The sequence below is a fragment of the Mycobacteriales bacterium genome, from assembly GCA_035690485.1.
In the GTDB taxonomy this organism is placed as follows: domain Bacteria; phylum Actinomycetota; class Actinomycetes; order JAFAQI01; family DASSKL01; genus DASSKL01.
Genome location: DASSKL010000070.1, coordinates 1 through 22,620, shown reverse-complemented (window position 1 = coordinate 22,620; position 22,620 = coordinate 1). Strand labels below are relative to the sequence as shown.

General features: G+C 71.6%; 22 protein-coding genes. 17 read left to right on the top strand and 5 right to left on the bottom strand.

Annotated features, from left to right (window positions below; all coding sequences use genetic code 11):
* Position 1 precedes the first annotated feature (1 nt).
* Genes VFJ21_09720 through VFJ21_09670 form a run of 11 tightly spaced genes read left to right on the top strand, consistent with a single transcriptional unit; the run spans position 2 to position 11,612 of the window.
* Positions 2 to 442, top strand: a complete 441-nt coding sequence (locus tag VFJ21_09720) for an OB-fold domain-containing protein (GenBank protein ID HET7407394.1) — start codon at positions 2 to 4, stop codon at positions 440 to 442.
* Entirely contained in the window at positions 442 to 945 is a 504-nt protein-coding gene (locus VFJ21_09715) for a Zn-ribbon domain-containing OB-fold protein (GenBank protein HET7407393.1), read from the top strand. The genes VFJ21_09720 and VFJ21_09715 overlap by 1 nt, the downstream gene beginning before the upstream one ends.
* Complete coding sequence (locus VFJ21_09710) at positions 946 to 2,001, top strand: thiolase domain-containing protein (GenBank protein ID HET7407392.1); 1,056 nt, start codon at positions 946 to 948, stop codon at positions 1,999 to 2,001.
* A complete protein-coding gene (locus VFJ21_09705) occupies positions 1,998 to 3,158 on the top strand; it encodes a thiolase domain-containing protein (protein HET7407391.1) in 1,161 nt (386 codons plus the stop codon). Before VFJ21_09710 ends, VFJ21_09705 begins: the two co-directional genes overlap by 4 nt.
* The gene (locus VFJ21_09700) at positions 3,155 to 3,913 is read left to right on the top strand and encodes a glucose 1-dehydrogenase (GenBank protein ID HET7407390.1); all 759 of its coding nucleotides are present in this window, start codon (positions 3,155 to 3,157) and stop codon (positions 3,911 to 3,913) included. Before VFJ21_09705 ends, VFJ21_09700 begins: the two co-directional genes overlap by 4 nt.
* Positions 3,914 to 3,925: 12 nt before the next feature.
* Entirely contained in the window at positions 3,926 to 5,542 is a 1,617-nt protein-coding gene (locus VFJ21_09695) for an acyl-CoA synthetase (protein HET7407389.1), read from the top strand.
* The gene (locus VFJ21_09690) at positions 5,539 to 7,167 is read left to right on the top strand and encodes an AMP-binding protein (GenBank protein ID HET7407388.1); all 1,629 of its coding nucleotides are present in this window, start codon (positions 5,539 to 5,541) and stop codon (positions 7,165 to 7,167) included. Before VFJ21_09695 ends, VFJ21_09690 begins: the two co-directional genes overlap by 4 nt.
* Positions 7,164 to 8,357, top strand: coding sequence for an NADH:flavin oxidoreductase (locus VFJ21_09685; protein HET7407387.1), 1,194 nt, complete (start codon positions 7,164 to 7,166; stop codon positions 8,355 to 8,357). The genes VFJ21_09690 and VFJ21_09685 overlap by 4 nt, the downstream gene beginning before the upstream one ends.
* 10 nt (positions 8,358 to 8,367) lie before the next feature.
* Positions 8,368 to 9,543 (top strand): acyl-CoA dehydrogenase family protein, encoded by a 1,176-nt coding sequence (locus VFJ21_09680; protein ID HET7407386.1) that lies wholly within the window; start codon positions 8,368 to 8,370, stop codon positions 9,541 to 9,543.
* 8 nt (positions 9,544 to 9,551) lie between these two features.
* The gene (locus VFJ21_09675) at positions 9,552 to 10,676 is read left to right on the top strand and encodes an acyl-CoA dehydrogenase family protein (protein HET7407385.1); all 1,125 of its coding nucleotides are present in this window, start codon (positions 9,552 to 9,554) and stop codon (positions 10,674 to 10,676) included.
* 36 nt (positions 10,677 to 10,712) lie between these two features.
* Complete coding sequence (locus VFJ21_09670; protein HET7407384.1) at positions 10,713 to 11,612, top strand: 3-oxoacyl-ACP reductase; 900 nt, start codon at positions 10,713 to 10,715, stop codon at positions 11,610 to 11,612.
* A gap of 7 nt (positions 11,613 to 11,619) precedes the next feature.
* Here the strand turns inward: VFJ21_09670 and VFJ21_09665 are convergent, their stop codons facing one another.
* A complete protein-coding gene (locus tag VFJ21_09665; GenBank protein ID HET7407383.1) occupies positions 11,620 to 12,909 on the bottom strand; it encodes an ABC transporter substrate-binding protein in 1,290 nt (429 codons plus the stop codon).
* Between the two features lie 28 nt (positions 12,910 to 12,937).
* Positions 12,938 to 13,468: a hypothetical protein gene (locus VFJ21_09660; protein ID HET7407382.1), complete on the bottom strand. Its 531-nt coding sequence runs from the start codon at positions 13,466 to 13,468 to the stop codon at positions 12,938 to 12,940.
* A 184-nt stretch (positions 13,469 to 13,652) separates the two neighbouring features.
* Here VFJ21_09660 and VFJ21_09655 point away from each other — a divergent pair, with 184 nt between their 5' ends.
* From VFJ21_09655 to VFJ21_09645, 3 genes are read left to right on the top strand one after another with little or no spacing between them, the layout of a single operon-like run.
* The gene (locus tag VFJ21_09655; GenBank protein ID HET7407381.1) at positions 13,653 to 15,572 is read left to right on the top strand and encodes an ABC transporter permease; all 1,920 of its coding nucleotides are present in this window, start codon (positions 13,653 to 13,655) and stop codon (positions 15,570 to 15,572) included.
* Positions 15,559 to 16,317 carry an ABC transporter ATP-binding protein gene (locus VFJ21_09650; protein ID HET7407380.1) on the top strand — a complete coding sequence of 253 codons (759 nt, stop codon included), beginning with the start codon at positions 15,559 to 15,561 and terminating at the stop codon, positions 16,315 to 16,317. Before VFJ21_09655 ends, VFJ21_09650 begins: the two co-directional genes overlap by 14 nt.
* The gene (locus tag VFJ21_09645; protein HET7407379.1) at positions 16,317 to 17,039 is read left to right on the top strand and encodes an ABC transporter ATP-binding protein; all 723 of its coding nucleotides are present in this window, start codon (positions 16,317 to 16,319) and stop codon (positions 17,037 to 17,039) included. The genes VFJ21_09650 and VFJ21_09645 overlap by 1 nt, the downstream gene beginning before the upstream one ends.
* 7 nt (positions 17,040 to 17,046) lie before the next feature.
* Here the strand turns inward: VFJ21_09645 and VFJ21_09640 are convergent, their stop codons facing one another.
* Complete coding sequence (locus VFJ21_09640; protein ID HET7407378.1) at positions 17,047 to 17,676, bottom strand: TetR family transcriptional regulator; 630 nt, start codon at positions 17,674 to 17,676, stop codon at positions 17,047 to 17,049.
* 144 nt (positions 17,677 to 17,820) lie between these two features.
* On the opposite strand from VFJ21_09640, the gene VFJ21_09635 reads away from it, so the two are divergent.
* Genes VFJ21_09635 through VFJ21_09625 form a run of 3 tightly spaced genes read left to right on the top strand, consistent with a single transcriptional unit; the run spans position 17,821 to position 21,453 of the window.
* On the top strand, positions 17,821 to 20,010 hold the full coding sequence (locus tag VFJ21_09635) for an acyl-CoA dehydrogenase (GenBank protein HET7407377.1): 2,190 nt from the start codon (positions 17,821 to 17,823) through the stop codon (positions 20,008 to 20,010).
* The gene (locus tag VFJ21_09630; protein HET7407376.1) at positions 20,000 to 21,019 is read left to right on the top strand and encodes an LLM class F420-dependent oxidoreductase; all 1,020 of its coding nucleotides are present in this window, start codon (positions 20,000 to 20,002) and stop codon (positions 21,017 to 21,019) included. Before VFJ21_09635 ends, VFJ21_09630 begins: the two co-directional genes overlap by 11 nt.
* Positions 21,019 to 21,453, top strand: a complete 435-nt coding sequence (locus VFJ21_09625; GenBank protein HET7407375.1) for a nuclear transport factor 2 family protein — start codon at positions 21,019 to 21,021, stop codon at positions 21,451 to 21,453. Before VFJ21_09630 ends, VFJ21_09625 begins: the two co-directional genes overlap by 1 nt.
* On the opposite strand, the gene VFJ21_09620 is transcribed toward VFJ21_09625, so the two are convergent.
* Together VFJ21_09620 and VFJ21_09615 are read right to left on the bottom strand one after the other, a co-directional pair.
* A complete protein-coding gene (locus VFJ21_09620; GenBank protein HET7407374.1) occupies positions 21,450 to 21,890 on the bottom strand; it encodes a nitroreductase family deazaflavin-dependent oxidoreductase in 441 nt (146 codons plus the stop codon). The genes VFJ21_09625 and VFJ21_09620 overlap by 4 nt on opposite strands.
* Positions 21,891 to 21,924: 34 nt before the next feature.
* Positions 21,925 to 22,620 (bottom strand): methyltransferase domain-containing protein (locus tag VFJ21_09615; protein HET7407373.1); only part of this gene is annotated, 696 nt, incomplete at its 5' end.

Sequence of the window (22,620 nt, the reverse complement as noted above, 5' to 3'; positions counted from 1 at the left end):
CATGACTGAGGTGCTCTCGGCTCCGCACTCGATGGAGTTCCCCTACACGCGGTCGACCGGGCCGATGGTCGGCGCGTTCCTCACCGGGTTGCGCGAGCGCAAGGTCTTCGGCGTACGCGACAGCAGCGGACGCGTCGTCGTGCCGCCACCGGAGTACGACGCGAGGACGGCCGCCGCGCTGCCGCACGACGACCTCGTCGAGGTGTCGCCCGAGGGCGTCGTCACGTCGTGGTCGTGGAACCCGAAGCCGCGGCTGGGCCAGCCGTTCGAGCGCCCGTTCGCGTGGGCGCTGGTGCGGCTCGACGGCGCCGACACGTCGCTGCTGCACGCGCTCGACGCCCCCCGCGAGCAGATCGCCACCGGCATGCGGGTGCGGGTGCGCTGGGCCGATGAGACCACCGGCGACATCCACGACATCGCCTGCTTCGAGGCGGTGCGGTGATGTCTGCTGCAGACGGCTCGAAGCCGGTCAAGGGCATCGTCACGCCGATCCGGCTGGACTACCGCTACACGCCGGGCGCCGCGCAGTCGCGGTTCCTGCACGGGCTGAAGGAGGGGCGGCTGCTCGGCCGCCGCTGCCCGCAGTGCGGCAAGGTCTACGTGCCACCACGCGGAGGCTGCCCGATGTGCGGCGTCGAGTTCGCGGAGGAGGTCGAGGTCGCCGACACCGGCACGCTCGTCACCTACGCCGTCGTCAACGTCAACTTCGCCAACCGGGTGATCGACCTGCCCTACATCTCCGGCGAGGTGCTCTTCGACGGCTCCGACATGACGTCGATGGTGCTCGTGCAGGGCGTCTCGCCCGACGAGGTCCGGATGGGCATGCGGGTGCGCGCGCACTGGCTGCCGCGCGACGAGTGGGACTACTCGTTCACCAACATCGACTACGTAGAGCCGATCGACGAGCCGGATGCCGACTACGAGTCGTTCAAGGAGGCGCTCTAGATGCGCCCGGTGGCGGTGGTTTCCTACGCGCAGCACGCGTCGGCGCGCGAGGACAACCGCAACGAGGTCGAGATCCTGCTGCCGGTGCTGCGCGAGGCGCTCGAGCCCACCGGCCTGACGACGCAGGACATCGGGTTCACGGTGTCCGGCTCCAGCGACTACCTCGCCGGGCAGGCGTTCGCCTTCGTCTCCGCGCTCGACGCGGTCGGGCCGTGGCCGCCGATCGCCGAGTCGCACGTCGAGATGGACGGCGCGTTCGCGCTCTACGAGGCATGGGTGCGGCTGCAGCACGGCGACATCGACACCGCGCTGGTCTACGCGTTCGGCAAGAGCTCGCCCGGCGACATCGCCCGGGTGCTGTCGCTGCAGCTGGACCCCTACCTGGTCGGTCCGCTGTGGCCCGACGCGGTGAGCCTCGCGGCCCTGCAGGCCCGCGCGCTGCTCGACGCCGACGGCATCGGCGAGAAGGACCTCGCCCGGGTCGTCGCCCGGGACCGCCGCAACGCCGCCGGCAACCCGCACGCGCAGGTGTCGGAGCAGACCGACGAGGCGACGCTGCTCGCCGAGCCGCTCTACGCCGATCCGCTGCGCAAGCACGACTGCCCACCGGTCAGTGACGGCGCGGCGGTCGTCGTACTCGCCGCCGGTAACCGGGCCCGGGAGCTGGCCGAGCGGCCGGCGTGGATCCGCGGCATCGACCACCGCATCGAGGGGCAGTACGTCGGCTCGCGCGACCTCACGGTCTCCGCGTCGACCCGGATCGCCGCGCAACGCGCGGGCGTCGACGGCCGCGCCGATCTCGCCGAGCTGCACGCGCCCTTCTCGCACCAGGAGCTGATCCTGCTCGAGGCGCTCGGCCTCGACGAGGACACCACCGCCGTCAACCCGTCGGGCGGGGCGCTGGTGTCCAACCCGGTCATGGTGGCCGGGCTGGTGCGCATCGGCGAGGCGGCCAGGCGCGTGTCCGCCGGCGAGGGGCAGCGCGCCGTGGCGCACGCGACCAGCGGGCCCTGCCTGCAGCAGAACCTCGTCTGCGTCCTGGAGGCCGAACAGTGAGCGGGCAGCGGGCGGCGGTCCTCGGCACCGGGCAGACCAAGCACGAGGCCAAGCGGGAGGACGTCTCGATCGGCGGCCTCGTGCACGAGGCCGCCGAGCGGGCGCTCGCCGACGCCGAGCTCGACTGGGCCGACATCGACGCGGTCGTCATCGGCAAGGCGCCCGACATGTTCGAGGGCGTGATGATGCCCGAGCTCTACCTGGCCGAGGCGCTCGGTGCGGTGGGCAAGCCGATGACCCGGGTGCACACGGCAGGCTCGGTCGGCGGGTCGACGTCGGTCATCGCCACCCACCTCGTGCAGTCCGGCATCCACCGGCGCGTGCTGACCGTGGCGTTCGAGAAGCAGTCGGAGAGCAACGCCATGTGGGCGCTGTCGATCCACCTGCCGTTCTCGCAGCCGCTGGTCGCCGGCGCCGGCGGCTACTTCGCGCCGATCGTGCGCGGCTACATCCGCAAGTCGCAGGCGCCGCTCGACACGGGCTTCAAGGTCGCGCTCAAGGACCGGCTCAACGCGCTGAAGAACCCCTACGCGCACCTGCACCAGCCCGAGATCACGCTCGAGGGCATCGCGACCTCGCCGCTGCTGTGGGACCCGATCCGCTACGCCGAGACCTGCCCGTCGTCCGACGGTGCGGCCGCGATGGTCATCGGCGACGAGGCGTCGGCGGCGGCCAGCAGCCGGCCGGTCGCGTGGGTCCATGGCACCGCGCTGCGCTCGGAGCCGACGATGGGGGCCGGCCGCGACCGGGTCAACCCGCACGCCGGCCGTGACTGCGCCGCCGCGCTCTATGCCGAGGCCGGCATCACCGACCCGTTGCACGAGATCGACTGCGCCGAGATCTACGTCCCGTTCAGCTGGTTCGAGCCCATGTGGCTGGAGAATCTCGGCTTCGCCGACGAGGGCACCGGCTGGAAGATGGTGCAGGACGGCGCCACCGCGCTCGACGGCGACCTGCCGGTCAACATGTCCGGCGGCGTGCTCTCGTCCAACCCGATCGGCGCGTCCGGCATGATCCGCTTCCTCGAGGCGGCCAACCAGGTGCGCGGCACCGCGGGAGAACACCAGGTCAAGGACGCCCGCCGGGCGCTGGGGCACGCCTACGGGGGCGGCTCGCAGTACTTCGCGATGTGGGTCGTCGGAGCGGAGAAGCCATGAGCGGACGGTTGGACGGCAAGGTCGCACTGATCACCGGTGCGGCGCGGGGGATGGGCGCCGCGACCGCGCGGCTGTTCGTCGCCGAGGGCGCGAAGGTCGTGCTCGGCGACGTGCTGCCCGAGGTCAAGGAGACGGCGGAGCTGCTGGGCGGCGACACCGTCGCGCTGATCCTCGACGTCACCGACGAGACGGCCTGGCACGACGCGGTGGCGGAGACCGAGCAGGTCTTCGGCCGGCTCGACGTGCTGGTCAACAACGCGGGCGTGCTGCGCATCAACGAGCTCGGCAACACGAGCACCGAGGAGTACCGCCTCGTCATGGACGTCAACGCGATGGGCGTCTTCCTCGGCATGCGCGAGGCCGCCCCGGCGATGAAGCGGGCGGGCGGCGGCGCGATCGTCAACGTCTCCAGCGTCGAGGGTCTCGGTGGCAACCGGTTCCTCGTGCCCTACACCGCCAGCAAGTTCGCCGTCCGGGGCATGACCAAGGCCGCGGCCATCGAGCTCGCCGCCGACCACATACGCGTCAACAGCGTGCACCCGGGCGGCATCGACACCCCGATGGTCCGCGCGTTCGCCCCCACCGACGACAACATGAAGTGGGTGGGCAAGCAGGTGCCGATGTCGCGCATGGGCCGGCCGGAGGAGGTCGCCGAGGCGACGGCGTTCCTCGCCAGCGACGCCGCGTCCTACATCACCGGCGCCGAGCTCGCGGTCGACGGCGGCGCGATCGCCGGGTCCGGCTTCAAGCACTAGCGGGGGAGCGGCGTGCAGTTCAACCTGGCGGACCTCTTCGAGCACATCGTCGACCACGTGCCGGAGCGCGAGGCGCTCTACGCCGAGGGCCGCCGGCTGTCGTTCCGCGAGCTCGACGCGCGCGCCAACCGGCTGGCGCACCACTTCCTCGCCGACGGCATCGCACCCGGTGACCACGTCGGCTGCCACATGATGAACGGCACCGAGTACCTCGAGACGATGCTCGCGCTGTTCAAGATCCGAGCGGTGCCGGTCAACGTCAACTTCCGCTACGTCGAGGACGAGCTGCACTACCTGTACGACGACGCGGACCTTGTCGGCGTGGTCTTCGACACCGAGTTCGCCGACCGGGTGGCGGCGGTCCTGCCGCGCACGCCGAAGATCCGGCACCTGGTCGCGGTGGGTCCCACCGACGGCGCCGCGCTGCCGCCGGGCACCACGGTCTACGACGACGCGCTGGCCGCGCAGCCGGACCACCGCGACGGTTTCCCGGAGCGCTCCGGCGGCGACCTGTTCATCATCTACACCGGCGGGACGACCGGGATGCCCAAGGGCGTCATGTGGCGCCACGAGGACCTGCTGTTCGCCGGCATGGGTGGCGGCTACCCGATGGGCGAGCCGCTGGCCCGGCCGGAAGATGCCGGCCCGCGCGCGGCGGCCAACTCGCCCGGTGTGTCGTTTCCCGCGCCGCCGCTGATGCACGGCGCGGCGGAGCTCGGCAGCTTCATCAACTTCCTCGGCGGCGGCAAGGTGGTGCTGATCCGGCGCTACACCGGCCACGGCGCGCTCTCGCTGATCGAGCAGGAGCAGGTCAACACGATCACGATCGTCGGCGACGCGATGGCGCTGCCGATCGTGCAGGCGCTGGAGGAGCGGTCCTACGACACCTCGTCGCTGCTGGCGCTGGCGTCGGCGGGCGCGCTGCTCTCCCAGCCGCTGCGCGACCGCATCGCCGACCTGCTGCCCAACGTCTACGTGGTCGACAGCTACGGCTCGTCGGAGAGCGGCTTCAACGGCACCGCGCCGCCCGGGTCGAAGCCGGCCGACGGCCTGCGGTTCGTCGTCAACGAGCGCACCCAGGTGCTCGACGAGGAGCACCACCGGCCGGTGCCGCCCGGCTCCGGCGCCGTGGGCCGAGTCGCGCAGCGCGGCCACATCCCGCTCGGCTACTACAACGACCCGGTGAAGACCGCCGAGACCTTCGTCGAGGTCGACGGCGAGCGCTGGGTGCTGCTCGGCGACATGGCCACCGTCGAGGCCGACGGCACCATGCGGTTCCTCGGCCGCGGCTCGGTCTGCATCAACTCCGGCGGCGAGAAGGTCTACCCGGAGGAGGTCGAGGGGGCGCTCAAGGCGCACCCGGACGTCGTCGACGCGGTGGTCGCCGGCATCCCCGACGACCGCTGGGGGCAGCGGGTCGCCGCGGTGCTGCAGGTGCGGCCCGGCGCAGGGGTGCCCACGCAGCCCGAGATCGAGACGCACCTCGCGGCACGCATCGCCCGCTACAAGGTGCCGCGCTTCTGCCACGCCGTCGACCTGATCGAACGCTCGCCGAGCGGCAAGCCCGACTACGGCTGGGCGGCCCGTGTGCTGGCCGAGGCGGCGGCCGCGGCGGTCACCGCGCCGTGAGCGCGTGGTTCACGACCGTCTCCACGTTTGTCCGCGCCCGCGCCGACGACCCGCGTCCCGGTCTCGTCACCGATGTCGGCTGCTGGACGTGGGCCGAGCACACCGCCGCGGCCGCCGCTCGCGCCGCGTGGTACGCCGCCGACCGCCGGGCACGCGGAGCCGACGGTCCCGCGCACGTCGGTGTGCTGCTGGAGAACGTGCCGGAGTTCTCCTTCTGGCTGGCCGCCGCCGCGCTCGGCCGCTTCGTCCTCGTCGGGCTCAACCCGATGCGTCGAGGTGATGCGCTCGGAGACGACATCCGCGCGACCGCCTGCGACCTCGTGCTCACCGATGCGTCGATGGCACCGCTGCTCGACGGGGCCGACACCGGTGGTGCCCGCGTCGTCGACGTCGACGCGATGTCCTACCACGCGGCGGCGCTGCCGGACGGCGAGGCCCAGGTGGACGATCTGTACCTGCTGATCTTCACGAGCGGGACGACCGGCACGCCGAAGGCGGTGCGCTGCTCGCAAGGGAAGATCGCGACCTACGGCTACGGGATGGTGCAGCGGGTCGGCCTCACGCCCGACGACGTGACCTACGTGAGCATGCCGCTGTTCCACTCGAACGCGGTCATCGCCGGCTGGGCGCCGAGCCTGGCCGTGGGCGCGACGATCGCGCTGCGGCGGAAGTTCTCGGCGTCGCAGTTCATCCCCGACGCACGGCGGTTCGGCGCGACCTACGCCAACTACGTCGGCACGCCGCTGTCCTACGTGCTGGCGCAGCCGGAGCTGCCCGACGACGCCGACAACCCGCTGCAACGCGTCTTCGGCAACGAGGGGGCGCCCGCGGACCTGGAGCGGTTCGCGCGACGCTTCGGCTGCGAGGTGATGGACGGCTTCGGCTCGACCGAGGGCGGCATCAGCATCACCCGCACCCCGGACACCCCGCCCGGCTCGCTCGGCCGTGGCGTCGGCGACATCCGCGTGCTGGACCCGCAGACCGGCGAGGACTGCCCGCCTGCGGTCTTCGACGAGTCGGGCCGGCTGGCCAACGCCGACGTCGCGGTGGGGGAGTTCGTCAACGTCGACGGGCTCGGCGGCTTCGAGGGCTACTGGGACGCACCCGAGGAGTCCGCGCACCGCTCCCGCGACGGGCACTACTGGAGCGGCGACCTCGGCTACCGCGACGCCGAGGGCTTCCTCTACTTCGCCGGTCGCAGCCTCGACCGGCTGCGGGTCGGCGGCGAGAACTTCCCGGCCGCGCCGGTCGCCCGGCTGCTCACGCGCCACCCCCAGGTCGTCGAGGCCGTCGTCTACGCCGTGCCCGATCCCACCGCCGGCGACCGGCTGATGGCGGCGGTCGTCCCCGGCGACGGCTTCGACCCGTCGGGCTTCGCGCAGTGGGTCGCCGACCAGCCCGACACCTCGCCCCAGTGGGTGCCGCGATTCCTGCGGGTGTCCGCCGACCTGCCGCGGACGGCTACCGGCAAGATCGTCGTACGCCGGTTGGCGGAGGACCGCTGGGACGCGCCCGACGAGGTCTGGTGGCGGGACGGCGACGACCTCACGATGCGGCCCTTCACCCCCGCCGACGCCGCCGCCGTGGAGCAGGAGTTCGCCCGCTCCGGCCGGGTGCTGGTGTGACCGCCGACGTCTTCGCGCCGGCCCGGCTCGGGCCGTTGACGTTGCGCAACCGCATCATCAAGGCGGCGACGTTCGAAGGGCGCAGCTACCGCGGGCAGGTGACCGAGGACCTGGTCGCCTTCCACGAGGCGGTCGCCCGCGGCGGCGCGGCGATGTCGACCGTCGCCTACTGCGCCGTCTCGCCCGACGGCCGGGTGTTCCGCCACTGTCTCGTGCTCGACGCCGACACCGTGCCGGGCCTGCGCAAGCTCACCGACGCGGTGCACGCGCACGGCGCTGCCGCCGCCGCCCAGCTCGGTCACGCGGGGCTGGTCGCCGACGCGATGTCCAACAAGCAGAAGTCACTCGCGCCGAGCCGGCGGTTCAGCCCGGTGGCGAAGGGCGTCGTGCCGGCCGCGACGCCGCGCGACCTGGCCCGGGTGCGCGACGACTTCGTCGCTGCCGCGCGCCACGCGGTCGAGGCCGGGTTCGACTGCCTCGAGGTGCATCTCGGCCACAACTACCTGCTGAGCTCGTTCCTGAGCCCCAACCTGAACCGGCGAACCGACTCCTACGGCGGCGACATCGAAGGCCGCGCCCGGTTCCCCCGTGAGGTGCTGCGCGCCGTCCGCGACGCAGTGGGCGACCGGGCCGCGGTGACCGCCAAGCTCAACATGAGCGACGGCGTGCCCGGCGGGCTGTGGCTCGACGAGAGCATCGAGGTCGCTCGGATGCTGCAGGGGGACGGCACCGTCGACGCGCTGCAGCTCACCGGCGGCAGCTCGTTGCTCAACGGCATGTACTTCTTCCGCGGTGAGGTGCCGCTGGACGACTTCGCGGGGACCCAACCTCGGGCACTGCGACCCGTGGTCAAGCCGCTGCTGCGGCGGATCCTGCCGGAGTACCCCTTCGAAGAGGCGTTCTTCCTGCCCTACGCACGGCAGTTCCGGGTCGCCGTCGACCTGCCGCTGATCCTGCTCGGCGGCATCAACCGGCTCGACACGGTGCAGCAGGCGGTTGCGGACGGTTTCGCGTTCGTCGCCATGGCGCGGGCCCTGCTGCGCGATCCCGACCTGGTCAACAAGCTGCAGGCCGGCGCCAGCAGCGAGTCGCTGTGCATCCACTGCAACAAGTGCGCCCCGACCATCTACGACCACGCCGGCACGCACTGCGTCCTGCCGTCCTTGACCGCCGAGTCGACTGCCCAGTAGAACGTGTTCTATGTACCTGACCTACACCGACGAGCAGCGGGCGTTGCGCGACGAGCTGCGCGACTACTTCGTCCGGCTCATGACGCCCGAGCGCGTCGAGGGCCTGTCGAAGGGCGAGCTCGACGGTCCGGCGTACAAGGAGGTCGTCCGTCAGCTCGGGGCCGACGGCTGGCTGGGACTGTCGTGGCCGAAGGACTACGGCGGCCAGGGCCGCGACCTGCTCGACCAGTACATCTTCTTCGACGAGTCGCAGCGCGCCAACGTGCCGGTGCCGTTCCTCACGACCAACACGGTCGGGCCGACGATCATGGCGTTCGGTACGCAGGAGCAGAAGGACTTCTTCCTGCCGCGCATCGTCCGAGGTGACCTGCACTTCTCGATCGGCTACAGCGAGCCGGGCGCGGGCACCGACCTGGCCAACCTCAAGACGACCGCGGTCCGCGACGGCGACCACTACGTCATCAACGGCCAGAAGATGTGGACCAGCCTCATCCAGCACGCCGACTACATCTGGCTGGCCTGCCGCACGGACCCCGACGCCAAGCGGCACAAGGGCCTGTCGATCATCATCGTGCCGACCGACGCGCCCGGCTTCAGCTACACGCCGGTGCGCACCATCGGCGGCGGCTACACCAGCGCCACCTACTACGACAACGTGCGTGTGCCGGTCGGCAACGTCGTGCTCGGCGAGAACGAAGGCTGGCGGCTCATCACCAGCCAGCTCAACCACGAGCGGGTCGCGCTGTCGAGCGCCGGCATGGTCGAGCGCAAGATCAACGACGTACGCCGGTGGGCCCAGGACACCAAGCTCGCCGACGGCCGCCGGGTGATCGACCAGGAGTGGGTGCAGGTGTCGTTCGGCCGGCTGCACGCCCGGCTGGAGTTCCTCAAGCTGCTCAACTGGAAGGTCGCCTGGAGCGTCACCGAGGGCACCCTCAACCCGGCCGACGCGTCGGCGGTGAAGGTGTTCGGCAGCGAGTTCTACATCGAGGCCTACCGCGCTCTCATGGAGATCCTCGGCCAGGCCTCGACGCTGACCAAGGACTCCGCCGGTGCGCTGCTCGGCGCCGATCTCGAGCGGGCGATGCGCAACACGCTCGTGCTGACCTTCGGTGGCGGCACCAACGAGATCCAGCGCGACATCATCTCGATGGTCGGGCTCGCGATGCCCCGGGCCCCCCGGTAAGGACGACGATGGACTTCAACCCGACCGAGGACCAGCGCGCCCTCGTCGAGCTCGCCGCACGCATCCTCTCCGAGCGCGCGACCCCGGCCCGGCTCGCCGCGCTGGAAGGTGATGGCCGGTGGCTCGACGAGGACCTGTGGAGGCAGCTGGCCGACTCCGGCATCGTGGGCGCGTGCCTGCAGGAGGACGTCGGTGGCGGTGGCGCGGGCTTCACCGAGCTGGCTCTGCTGCTCGAGCAGGTCGGTGCCCACGTCGCGCCGGTGCCGCTGTTCGAGACCGTGCTGTGCGGCGCCTTGCCTCTCGACGCGTTCGGCACGCCGGAGCAGCGTCGACGCGACCTGCCCGACGTCGCCGCCGGCACGGCGCTGCTCACCGCCGCCCTTGTCGAGAGCGGGCGCGACGACCCGCGACGACCGGCCACGACCGCCGCTGCCGACGGTGCCGGTTGGCGGCTGTCCGGCGTCAAGTCGTGCGTGCCGCTCGGCGCACAGGCGCGCCGGATCCTCGTCCCCGCCACCGCCGCGGACGGCCGCGTGGTCGTCGCCCTGATCGAGCCGGCTGCGCCCGGGGTGACCTTGCGGCCGCAGACGGCCACCAACGGTCAGCCGCAGGCCGAGGTCGAGCTGGGGGAGGTGGTGGTCGGTGCCGGCGACGTCTTGGCCGGCCCCGACCGTGGTGAGGAGGTGCTGCACTGGCTGCTCGACCGGGCACTCGCCGGCTTGGCCGCGACGGCCCTCGGCGTCAGCGGCAAGGCACTGGCCCTGTCGGCCACCTACACCAGCGGCCGCGAGCAGTTCGGCCGGCCGATCGCGTCGTTCCAGGCGGTCGGCCACCGGCTGGCCGACGCCTACATCGACGTCGAGGCGATGCGGCTGACCACGCTGCAGGCGGTGTGGCTGCTCGACTCGGGCCTGCCCGCCACGACCGAGGTCCAGGTCGCCAAGTGGTGGGCGGCCGAGGGCGGTCACCGCATCGCCCACGCGGCGCAGCACGTGCACGGCGGCGTCGGGGTCGACCTCGAGTACCCGCTGGCGCGCTACTTCCGCTGGAGTAAGCAGATCGAGATGACGCTCGGCGCGGCGACTGCGCAGCTGCTGCGGATCGGTGCCACGCTCGCCGCCGAGCCGGTCTGACCGGCCGACCGACATCGAACCAGGAGGAACCCTGCCGTGAGCAGTGACCGTCTGTCCCTCGCCGGGCGCACCGCGCTCGTCACCGGTGCCGGCCAGGGGCTCGGCCGTGCGGAGGCCCTCGCGCTCTCGGCTGCGGGCGCGCGGGTCGTCGTCAACGACTACGACGGTGACACCGCGGCGAGCGTCGGCAAGGAGATCGAGGCCGCCGGCGGCGAGGCCGTCGCCGCGCAGGGCAACGTCGCCGAGTGGGCGACCGCGGAGTCGCTGGTGCGCACCGCGGTCGACGCATTCGGCTCGCTCGACGTGCTCGTCAACAACGCCGGCATCCTGCGCGACCGCATGATCTTCAACATCTCCGAAGAGGAGTGGGACAGTGTCCTCGCCGTCCACCTCAAGGGGCATGCGGCGATGACGCACTTCGCGACGGCGCACTGGCGAGAGCAGTCGAAGGCCGCGGGCGCTGCCGTCTACGCGCGCGTCGTCAACACCTCGTCGGAGGCCTTTCTCTTCGGCTCTGGTGGCCAACCCAACTACGCTGCCGCGAAGTCCGGCATCGTGGCGTTGACGGTCGCCACCGCCAAGTCGTGCTCCCGCTACGGCGTGCTGGCCAACGCGATCTGCCCACGGGCGCGCACGCAGATGACCGCTGGTGTGTTCGGAGAGGCACCGGCCGGCCAACCGGACCCGCTGTCGCCGGACCACGTCGCGCCGCTGGTGGCCTACCTCGCCTCACCCGCCGCGGAGCGCATCACTGCACAGGTGTTCGTCGTCTACGGCGGCATGGTGGTCCACGTCAGCCCGCCCGCAGTCGCGCAGCGCTGGGACGCCGCCGGCGGGTCGTGGAGCGCCGACGACCTCGACGCGACGCTGGGCGACTACTTCGCCGGTCGTGACATGGAGCAGGGCTACAGCGCCGATGCGTTCATGACGCTGTAGCCGCGGGCTACGGCGTCGCCCGGTAGTAGCCGCCAGGGTCGCAGGTGAAGCCCTTGTCGGGCAGCACCCGCACGAACTTGCCCGACTTGATGGTGGCGAGCATCCAGCAGCCCGACGGCTGCTTGGTGCCTACGTCGGCCTTGGCCAGCAGGCCGTCGGCGTCGAAGTCGTGGGTGTTCTTCAGCGCGTCGAGCACGGCTTGGGGGGTCGGGTCGCTACCGGCCTGCTTGAGCGCGTCGACGAACAGTGCGGCCGACGTCCACCCGTAGAGGCTGAACAGGTCGGGCTGGAAGCCGGGGTGCACCTTGTGCATCCACGTGTCGAACGTCGCGACGGCCGGCACCTGCGCCTTGTCCTCGCCCAGGAACATGGAGAACGCCAGCGGCATCATCAGCCCCTCGGCCGCCGACGGGTCACCGATCAGCTTGAAGAAGCTGGCGTCGTAGGCCGTCGGTGTCACGACGAGCTTCGGCTTCCAGTTCTGCTGCTTCGCGGCGGTCAGCACCCGCGCGATGCCGGCAGCGTTGAAGTCGGTCAGCCACAGGAAGTTGACGCCCTCGCTGCGCATGCGGATCACGTCGGAGGTGAAGTTCGTCTCGGTGTTGCCCGCCTGCCGGGCGTAGACGATCTGGTAGCCGACCGACTTCATCGCCTCGGACTGCTGCTTGAACGACGTCGCCGCGGCCCCCTCGCCGTAGATCGAGCCGACCTTCGTCGCGGCGTACTTCTGCTTGAAGTAGACGAACGGGCCGAGCGCATAGCCGGCCGGCTGCGGTTGCGGGCTGTAGAGGTTGGCGAGCGCCTTGGCGTGGTCGCCGATCGGCACCGAGACGTCGGGCACCTGCGGGTGGGCGGCGATCACGGTGGCGCCGCAGTCGTCGTAGATGGAGAAGCTGCCGACCATCGCGAAGGTGCTGGCGACCAGCTTGTCGGTCTGCGTCTTGTTCTCGTTGCAGTTGAGCGCGTCGTCGCTGCTGACCAGCGCGAGCTTGCGCCCGTTGACCCCGCCCTGCGAGTTGACCATCGCGAAGTAGGCGTCGACGCCGTACGGCGCACCCTGGAAGAGCCCGGGGATCGGACCCGACAGCGTCGCGACGTTGCCGACGGTGACGCTGTCCTTCGTGATCGGTGCGCTCGCACTGCCGACGATCGTCGACGCTGCTGTCTCCGTGCCGGCCGACGGGCTGCCAGCGGCGCTGCCGCCGCCGGAACTACCTCCGCACGCGGTGGCGACCAACGCGACGGCGGCGACCGCGGCACCGAGACGCGGCAGCTGTGTGGTGCGCCGAAAGGTCACGGGAGCGTCCTCTCCTGCGGGCGTCGGGTCAGCAGCCGGGCACGGGCTGGCCGTTGGCGCTGAGCGCGACCAGCGTGCAGAACGTCACCTGGCTGACCTTCCACGTGCCGCCCTCGAGCACGGCCTTGCCGGTGCTGCCGGCCAGCGCCACGGCGCCGTTGACCAGCAGGTCGTAGGTGACGGTCGCCTCGGTCGGGCTCGTGAAGGTCACGCCCTTGACCTTCGCGCTTGTCTTGTTGCCGGACGCCTTCGCCTTTGCCGCGATTGCCAGCGCTTGCTGCAGCTTGTCGGCGTTCTGCAGCAACGACTGTGCGGTCGCCTCCGGCGTGGTGGGCGCGAAGAACTCCTCCCAGTTCGCGGTGATTTCCGCCGTTGCCTTGGCCGGGTCGGCCGGCTGGTTCGCCGCCGCCGAGGAACTGCTCGCACTCGGCGACGGAGTGGTGTCAGCAGCCTTGGAGCTGCCGCCGCTGCTGCCTCCGCACGCCGTGACGAGCAGCAGGCTGAGGCCAGCGGCGCCGGCGATCCGGGCGGCTCGCGGGGCAGGGAGGCGAGGCGACATCGGGGCTCCTTCCGGCGGCCCTGCGCGGGTTGTCAGCGGACTATAGGACAGGTAGAACCTGTTTCAGGCGCCAATCGTGATCGCGGTCGTCGACTCGTGCAGGGAATTGCCGAAATGCACCGTCGCGCAACGTGCCGTAGGCCACGATCAGGCGATCGCCCCCGACGGAGGTCACCGGCAGTCGATGGACACGTTCCTCCCGCTGACGGTCGTCGGCGTCGTCGCCGGGTGCATCTATGCACTGACCGCGGCCGGCCTCGTCGTCACCTACACCACGTCGGGCATCTTCAACTTCGCGCACGGCGCCATCGGGATGGTCAGCGCGTTCGCGTTCTGGGACCTGTCGCAGCACCATCACTGGCCGAGTGGTCTGGCCTTCGCCGCCGTCGTACTCGTCGTCGCGCCGGCGCTCGGCCTCCTCATCGAGCGGCTGCTCATGCGCCGCATCGAGTCGTCGTCGCTCGACACGTCGCTGACCGTGACCGTCGGCCTGCTCGTGCTGCTCATCGGGATCGCGAAGATGGTGTGGGACCCGAGCCAGCCGCGGTTCGTGCCGCAGTTCTTCCCGACGCACAGCGTGTCGGTGGCCGGCGTCGTCATCAGCTGGCACCAGCTCACGGTCGTGGCCGCCGCCATCGCGGTCGCGATCGCGTTGCGGCTGTTCCTCTACAGCACGCGGCCGGGTATCGCGACCCGGGCGGTGGTCGACGACCGTGAACTGGCCGCACTGACCGGCGCAGCGCCGGTGCGGTTCAGCCAGCTGGGCTGGGCGCTCGGGGCCATGCTGGCCGCGCTCGCCGGCGTGCTGCTGGCGCCGCTCGTGACGCTCGACATCAACACGCTGACGCTGATCGTCATCAACGGCTACGCCGCCGCGATGGTGGGCCGGCTGAAGAACCTGCCGCTGACCTTCGTCGGCGGTGTCGCGCTGGGGCTGCTGGAGTCCTACGCCGTCGGCTACCTGCCGGTCGGCAACCTGCTCGGCCAGATCAAGCCGATCATCCCGATGGTCTTCCTGTTCGTCGCCCTGCTCGTGCTGCCGCAGGCGAGGCTGCGCGGACGCAGCACGGTCATCCGGCCGCCACGGGTAGCCGGCCTGCGCGAGTCGCTCGTGACCGCCGCGGCGTTCCTCGCCGTCGCCGCCGTGCTCGCCGTCACGCTTTCTGCCGGCACCATCGCGACGGTCAGCCTCGCGGTCTGCTTCGGGCTGGTGATGCTGTCGCTGGTGCTGCTGACCGGCTACGGCGGCCAGGTTTCGCTGTGCCAGCTGACGTTCGCGGGCATCGGCGCGTTCGCGATGGCGAAGGTCGGCGACGGCGGGTCGGTGCTCGGTCTGCTGGCCGCAGTCGGTTTGGCCGGTGCGGTCGGCGCGCTCATCGCGCTGCCCGCACTGCGCTTACGCGGCCTCTACCTCGCGCTGTCGACGCTGGCCTTCGCCTACTCGATGGACTACGTGTTCTTCCAGAACCCGAAGGTCTTCGGCAACAGCCTGTCGCTGTCGATCAAGCGGCTGCACGTCGGCGGGCTCTCGCTGACCAACGGCCGGGCTTACTTCTTCTTCCTGTGCGCGGTGTTCGCGCTGGTCGCTGTCGGCGTGCTCGCCGTACGCCGGTCGACGTTGGGCCGCCGGCTGGTGGCGATGGGCGACAGCCCCGCGGCCGCAGCCACCGTCGGGATGAGCCTGACCCGGCTGAAGCTGCTCGTCTTCACCCTGTCCGCGGCGCTGGCCGGGCTCGGCGGGGCGCTGCTCGGAGGTGTGCAGGGGCTGGTCGGGCCGGCCGATTTCCCGCTGCTCAGCAGCATCCTCCTGCTGCTGCTGGCCGTCGTGTTCGGCATCCGCACCACGACCGGGATGCTCTTCGCGGGGCTGGTGCTGGCTTACGGCCCGGTGATCCAGACGCACGTGCACGGGTCGCTGCGCGACATCGTCTCGCTGGGCGTTGGGCTCGGTGCGGTCGGCATCGGGCGCAACCCGAACGGGACGTTCGGCGGCAACACACCGCTGCAGCGCTTGCGGGACCGTCGTGCTCCGGACCTGCCGGCCGTCGTCGCCGTCCCCGCTCCGATGGGCCCAGTCGAGGGAGCCGGCCGTGCTGTGCGTTGAGGAGGTGTCGGTCCGCTTCGGTGGCGTGCAGGCTCTGCAGGGCGTCTCCTTCGAGGTCACCGCGGGGGCGGTCACCGGGCTGATCGGTCCGAACGGCGCCGGCAAGACGACGATGTTCAACGTCGTCACGGGCCTGCAGAGGCCGGACGCCGGGCGGGTGCGGCTGGGCGAGCGCGACATCACCCGGCTGCGGCCGCAGGCGCGCGCGCATCTCGGCCTGGCACGCACCTTCCAGCGCCTGGAGCTGTTCGGCACGTTGACGGCACGTGAGAACGTCCTCGTCGCGGCCGAGGTGGCTGCCGGCCTGACCCGCCACGGGCGCAGCCCGGCCGACCTGACCGGCGAGCTGCTCGAGCGTGTGGGCATCAGCGACGTTGCCGCCGTGCCCTGCGACGTACTCCCCACCGGCACCGCGCGGCTGGTGGAGATGGCTCGCGCGCTCGCCACCGGGCCGCGGGTGCTGCTGCTCGACGAGCCGAGCTCGGGGCTCTCGTCCGGCGAGAGCGCGGCGCTGGGCCGCTTGCTGCTGCGGCTCGCCGACGAAGGCATCGCCGTGCTGCTCGTCGAGCACGACATGGACCTGGTGATGGCCGTGTGCTCCATGCTGCACGTGCTCGACTTCGGCGAGCTGATCGCGACCGGTACGCCGACGCAGGTGCGGGACGACCGGCGGGTGCAGGAGGCCTACCTGGGGGTCACCGTCGAGCCGGCGGCACCCGGCGACGCGCCGGCGAGGGTGGACTGATGCCAGCGCCGCCGGCGCTGCAGCTGCAGGGCGTATGCGCCGGGTACGGCCCCGTGTCGGTGCTGCAGGACTTCGACCTCACCGTGCCGGCGGCCGGCGTCGTCGCGCTGCTCGGGCCGAACGGCGCGGGCAAGAGCACGGTGCTGCGGGTCGCGAGCGGGCGGCTGCGGGCCACGGCCGGCGCCGTCCTGGTCGACGGCCGCGACCTGACGAGGTCCCCGGCCGAACGCCTGGCCCGGCTCGGCGTCTGCACGATCCCGGAAGGGCGCGGCATCTTCCCCAACCTCACGGTGACCGAGCACTTGCGAATGTGGACCTACCGCGGGCGTGGGACGCGGATGACCGACGTCGTCGACGTTGCCTTCGGCCGGTTCCCGCGGCTCTCGGAACGACGCGACCAGCTGGCCGGCACGCTGTCGGGCGGCGAGCAGCAGATGCTGGCGATGTCACGGGCCCTGTCGACCGACCCGCGACTGCTGCTGCTCGACGAGATCTCGATGGGCCTTGCACCGATCATCGTCGGCGAGCTCTACGACATCGTCGCCCAGGTGGCCGCAGAGGGGCGCGCGATCCTGCTGGTCGAGCAGTTCGCCCGCACCGCGTTGCAGATCGCCGACCGGGTCGCCGTCATGGCGCACGGGCGGGTCGAGCTGTCCGGCACACCGTCCGAGGTGGAGGCGGCGCTCGCCGACGTCTACCTGGGTGGGAAGACGGGCTCCTGACCGAGCCTCAGCGACGCAGGACCAGCTCGATCGCCTGCTCGATCTCTCGCCACACCTCGTCGGTGCCGATGCGGCCGCCGAGCCAGGCGATCTGCCGGGCGAACCACACGTCTTGCAGGATGCCCGCGAGCGCCTCGTCGTCGGGCTGCGCGCCGCTGCCGTTGCGCAGCGCCTTGATGATCAGCTCACCCATCTGCGCACGCACCGCGGTCACCTCGGCGGCGACGCTGGCGTCGGCGGCCATCATGGCCCGCACCATCGCCTCGGTGAGGTTCGGGTTGCGTTGCAGCGAACGCGTCGACCGCTCGAGCACGTAAGCCACTCGCTCCAGCCGTGAGTCGCCCGGGATCGTGCGGCGCTGCAGGCTGGTGCGCATCTGCTCGAGCTGCGAGGCCATCGCCGAGACCAGCAGGTGCACCTTCGACGGGAAGTAGCGGTAGAGGGTGCCGAGAGCGACCTCGGACATCTCCGCGACCGCGCGCATCTGCACGGCTTCATAGCCACCGCTGCGAGCCAGCTCCAGCGTGGCCTCGAGGATGCGGGTGCGCCGGGCACGCTGCGCCGAGGTCTCCTGCGGTGCGACCGTGTCGTCGTCGACCTGGTCGTCCGCCGGCCGGGCCGTCGACTGGTCCGTCACGTCCGCCCGCCCTCTCGTGCTCTGTGCGTCGGCAGCGAAATTAGCATCCGTTCTACCGATTCGCCGACTCGCGCTGTCGGCGAGACGAGAACCTGTTCTAGTATGCCCGACAGTGCCGTCGAGGGCCCGCGGGGAGGCCAGCGCATGACGATCGGGGTGACCGCGGAGCACGCCTCCCTCGCCGCCGCGGTCCGCGGCTGGGCCCAGCGGGCCGGCCTGCGTGACGCCGCCCGGGAGGCACTCGAAGGCCCGCAGCGCAGGCCCGACTGGTGGGCGGGGCTGGCCGCCCAGGGGCTGCTCGGGCTGCACGTCGCCGAGGAGTCCGGCGGTTCCGGCGCCGGCGGAGTCGAGCTGGCCGTGGCGGTCGAGGAGCTGGGCCGGGCGCTCGCGCACGGCCCGTCGCTGCCTACCCTGTTCGCCAGCCTGCTGCTCGGCCAGCACCCCACCACGGCGAGCAAGGAGCTGTTGCCCGGTCTGGTCGACGGCACCGCCACCGGCGCCGTCGCCCTGACGCTCGGTGGCCTGGCGGCGACGCCCACGGCCGACGGCGTGCAGGTCGCGGGGAGCGTCCGGCCGGTGCTCGGCGCGGCACTGGCCGACGTCGTCGTGCTCGGTGCCGAGGGTCCTGGCGGTGAGGTGTGGTTCGTCGTCGACGCCGCAGACTGCGCCGTCCACGAGCTGCCCGGTCTCGACGGCACCCGCCGTCCTGCGCGGCTCGATCTCGAGGGCGTAGCGGTGCCGGCTGCCCGCATCCTGCCCGGTCTCGACCTCGACGCCGTGCGGTCGCTCACCGGGGTGCTGGTCGCGGCGGAGTGCGCCGGCCTGGCCGGCTGGGCGCTCGACACCGCCACCGACTACGCCCGCACTCGGGAGCAGTTCGGCCGGCCGATCGGAGCATTCCAGGCGGTCAAGCACCTGTGCGCCGACATGCTGGTGCGCGCCGAGCAGGCCAGGGCTGCGACCTGGGACGCCGCCCGCGCACTCGACGAGCCGGCCGCCCCCGATCGTGACCTCGCCGCGGCCATCGCCGTCGCCGTCGCCGTCGAGGCAGCGGTCGACAACGCCAAGGACTGCATCCAGGTGCTGGGCGGGATCGGCTACACCTGGGAGCACGACGCGCACGTCGTACTCAAGCGTGCGCTGTCCCTGCGCGCGCTCCTCGGCGATCCCGCGCAGTGGCGGGGGCGGGCAGCAGACCTGGCGCTGTCCGGCGTACGCCGCCGCCTGCACCTCGAGCTGGGTGACGACACCGCCGCGGTGCGCGCGCAGGTGCGGGAGTTCGTCGACGGCGTGCGCGACCTCGACCCGGCACAACGCGCCGCGGCGATCGCCGATGCCGGCTACCTGGTGCCGCACTGGCCGGCGCCGTGGGGCCGCGACGCCTCGGCGGTCGAGCAGCTCGTCATCGACCAGGAGCTCGCAGCGGCCGGCATCAAACGGCGCGACCTCATCATCGGCGGCTGGGCCGCGCCGACGATCGTGGCGCACGGCAGCGCCGAGCAGCAGGAGCGCTTCGTGCGGCCGACGCTGCACGGTCAGATCACCTGGTGCCAGATGTTCAGCGAACCCGGCGCCGGTTCCGACCTGGCGAGCCTGACGACCCGGGCGGTGAAGGTCGAGGGCGGCTGGCGCATCACCGGCCAGAAGGTCTGGACCAGCATGGCCGATGTCGCCGACTGGGCGATCTTGCTCGCGCGCACCAGCGGCAACGGCAAGGGGCCCGACCGGCACGACGGCATCACCTACTTCCTGCTCGACATGAAGAGCCAGGGCGTCGACGTGCGTCCGCTGCGCGAGCTGACCGGGCATGCGGCGTTCAACGAGGTGTTCCTCGACGACGTTTTCGTGCCGGACGACTGCGTGGTCGGTGCCGTCGGTGACGGGTGGCGGCTGGCCCGCACGACCCTCGCCAACGAACGGGTCGCGATGAGCGCGGGCGCGCACTTCGGCCGCGGGGTCGAGGACGTGCTCGCCGACGTGGCCGTGCGCGACCGCGTCGACCCGCTGCTGCGTGACCGCCTCGGGCGGCTGGTCTGCGAGGCGCACGTGCAGGCGCTGCTGGCGTTCCGTACGACGCTGCGCCAGCTGTCCGGTGCCGATCCCGGTCCGGCCAGCAGCGTGCGCAAGCTGGTTGGCATGCGCCACCAGCAGGAGGCCGCGGAGCTGCGTTTCGAGCTGCTGGGGGAGCAGGGTCTGGCGCTCGACGGCGCCGCCGGGCAGCTGGCCCACACGATGCTCAACACCCGCTGCCTCACGATCGCCGGGGGCACCAGCGAGGTGCTGCGCAACGTCATCGGCGAACGCATCCTGGGGCTGCCGCGCGATGACCGCTGACCTCAAGCTCGGCCTCATGCTCGGCTACTGGGTCGGGCCGGGTCCGGGCGACCAGGTGCCGCTGGCGCAGGCGGCCGAGGACGCCGGCTTCGACTCCATCTGGACCGCCGAGTCCTACGGCTCCGACGTGTTCACCCCGCTGGCCTGGGTCGGGGCGCACACGTCCCGGATCAAGCTCGGCACCGGGCTCGCGCAGATCTCCGCGCGGACGCCGGTCGCCACCGCGATGGCGGCGCTCACTCTCGACCGGCTGTCGGGCGGTCGGATGGTGCTCGGCCTCGGAGTGAGCGGCCCGCAGGTGGTCGAGGGCTGGTACGGCGTGCCCTTTCCCAAGCCGCTCGCCCGCACCCGCGAATACGTCTGGATCCTGCGTGACGTCTGGCGTCGTGAGGGTCCGGTGACCAACGCGGGCGAGCACTACCCGTTGCCCTATCCGGGCGGCACCGGGCTCGGCAAGCCGCTGAAGGCCAACTGCCATCCGCTGCGGCCGGACATCCCTGTCTACCTCGGCGCGGAGGGCCCGAAGAACGTCGCGCTCGCCGCCGAGATCGCCGACGGCTGGCTGCCGATCTTCTTCCACGTCGAGCGCGGCGGTGCCCTCTACGCCGACGCGTTGGCATCGGCCCGACCGGGCTTCGAGATCGCCTGCCCGGTCTCCGTCATCGTCGACGACGACGTGCAGCGGGCCATCGACACCGTGAAGCTCACGCTCGGCTTCTACATCGGCGGCATGGGTGCGAAGAACGAGAACTTCCACCTCGACGTGGTTTCCCGCATGGGATACGCGGACGAGGCTCGCCGGGTGCAGGAGCTGTTCCTGGCCGGCGACCGCGATGCGGCGTTCCAGGCGGTGCCCGACGACCTCGCCGACGGCATCGCGCTCTGCGGCCCGCTGCCGAGGATCCGCGAGCGCATGGAGCTCTGGCGGCAGTCGCCGGTGACGACGCTTCTGGTGGGCGGCGTCACCGAGCCCGCCGTGCTGCGGTCGCTCGCCGACATGGTCCGCTGATGCTGTCGCAGCAGGAGATCTCCGACCGGCTGGAGATCCTCGACCTCCTCGCGCGCTACTGCGCGGCGATCGACTCCAGGCGCTGGGACGACCTCGACGCGGTGTTCACGCCCGACGCGGTGATCGACTACAGCGAGATGGGCGGCATCCGCGGGTCGCTGGCCGAGCAGAAGGTCTTTCTCGACGACAACCTGCCGGCTTTCGCCGGTTTCCAGCACCTGGTCGGCAGCACGGTCATCGACATCGACTACGCGGCCGACGCCGACACCGCCGCCGTACGCAGCATCTGCTTCAACCCGATGGTCGTCGCCGACGAGAAGCAGGTGCTGTTCTGCGGGCTGTGGTACCGCGACGAGATCGTGCGTACGCCGCAGGGCTGGCGCATCCGGTCGCGGCACGAGGACCGCAGCTGGTCGCTCGACGTGCGGCGCTAGGCCTGCTCGAGCACGAACACCGGGATCACGCGGTCGGTCTTCTGCTGGTAGTCCGCGTAGGGCGGGTAGGCCGCGACGGCACGGTCCCACCACTCCTGCCGCTCGGCGCCGCTGACCTCGCGCGCCACCATGTCCCACTTCTGCGGCCCGTCCTGCAGCTCGACGTGGGGGTCCGCGACGAGGTTGTGGTACCAGGTGGGGTGCTTCGGCGCGCCACCGACGGAAGCGACGACCGCGTAGCGGCCCTCGTGCTCGACGCGCATCACCGGCGTCTTGCGAAGTTTGCCCGACTTCACGCCGCGGTTCGTCACGACGATGACCGGCATTCCGGTGTCGCGCAGGGTCGTGCCCTGCGTCCCGCCGGAGCTCTCGTAGAGCTCGACCTGGTCGCGCACCCATTTCCAGCTGCTGGGCTCGTAGTCACCGTGCAGAGGCATGCGTCGAGTCAAGCATCCGGCTCGGACGGTGCCGTCAGGGCCTCGCGATGATCTCGCCGTGCGGGATGGCGAGCCAGCCGTCCGGTGCCTGTGCCCAGCGCAGCCAGCCGTCGGCGATGCGCTGCAGGTCCGCCGCGGTGGCCGCGCCGCTCGCGAGTGCCTGCTCGGCCATGGCCGACTGCCGGACCCGGTCGGCCCACAACCGACCCCACCAGTCGCGATCGTCGGGCGTCGCGTAGCACCAGGCCGACGCAGACGGGGTGACGTCGGTGCAACCGGCCTGCTGCGCCCACGACAGCAGTCGCCGGCCGGCGTCGGGCTCGCCGCCGTTGGCCCTGGCGACCCGTTGGTAGAGCGCCATCCACTCGTCCAGCTCCGGCAGCAACGGCCACCACGTGAAACCGCGGTAGTCGCTGTCGCGCGCAGCCACGATGCCCTGTGGCTTGCAGACGCGGCGCATCTCGGTGAGGGCGCGCACGGGATCGGCCACGTGCTGCAGCACCTGGTGGGCATGCACGATGTCGAACGTGCCGTCGTCGTACGGCAGTGCATGCACGTCGCCGACGGCGAAGCCGACGCTGTGCAGTCCTTGCGACGTGATCTCCGCCTGCGTGAGGGCGAGCGCTTCGGGTGTCGCCTCCAACGCGGTGACACGTCCGGGGGCGACGAGCCTGGCCAGGTCCGCAGTGATCGTGCCGGGTCCGGAGCCGATGTCGAGAAGCGTCATCCC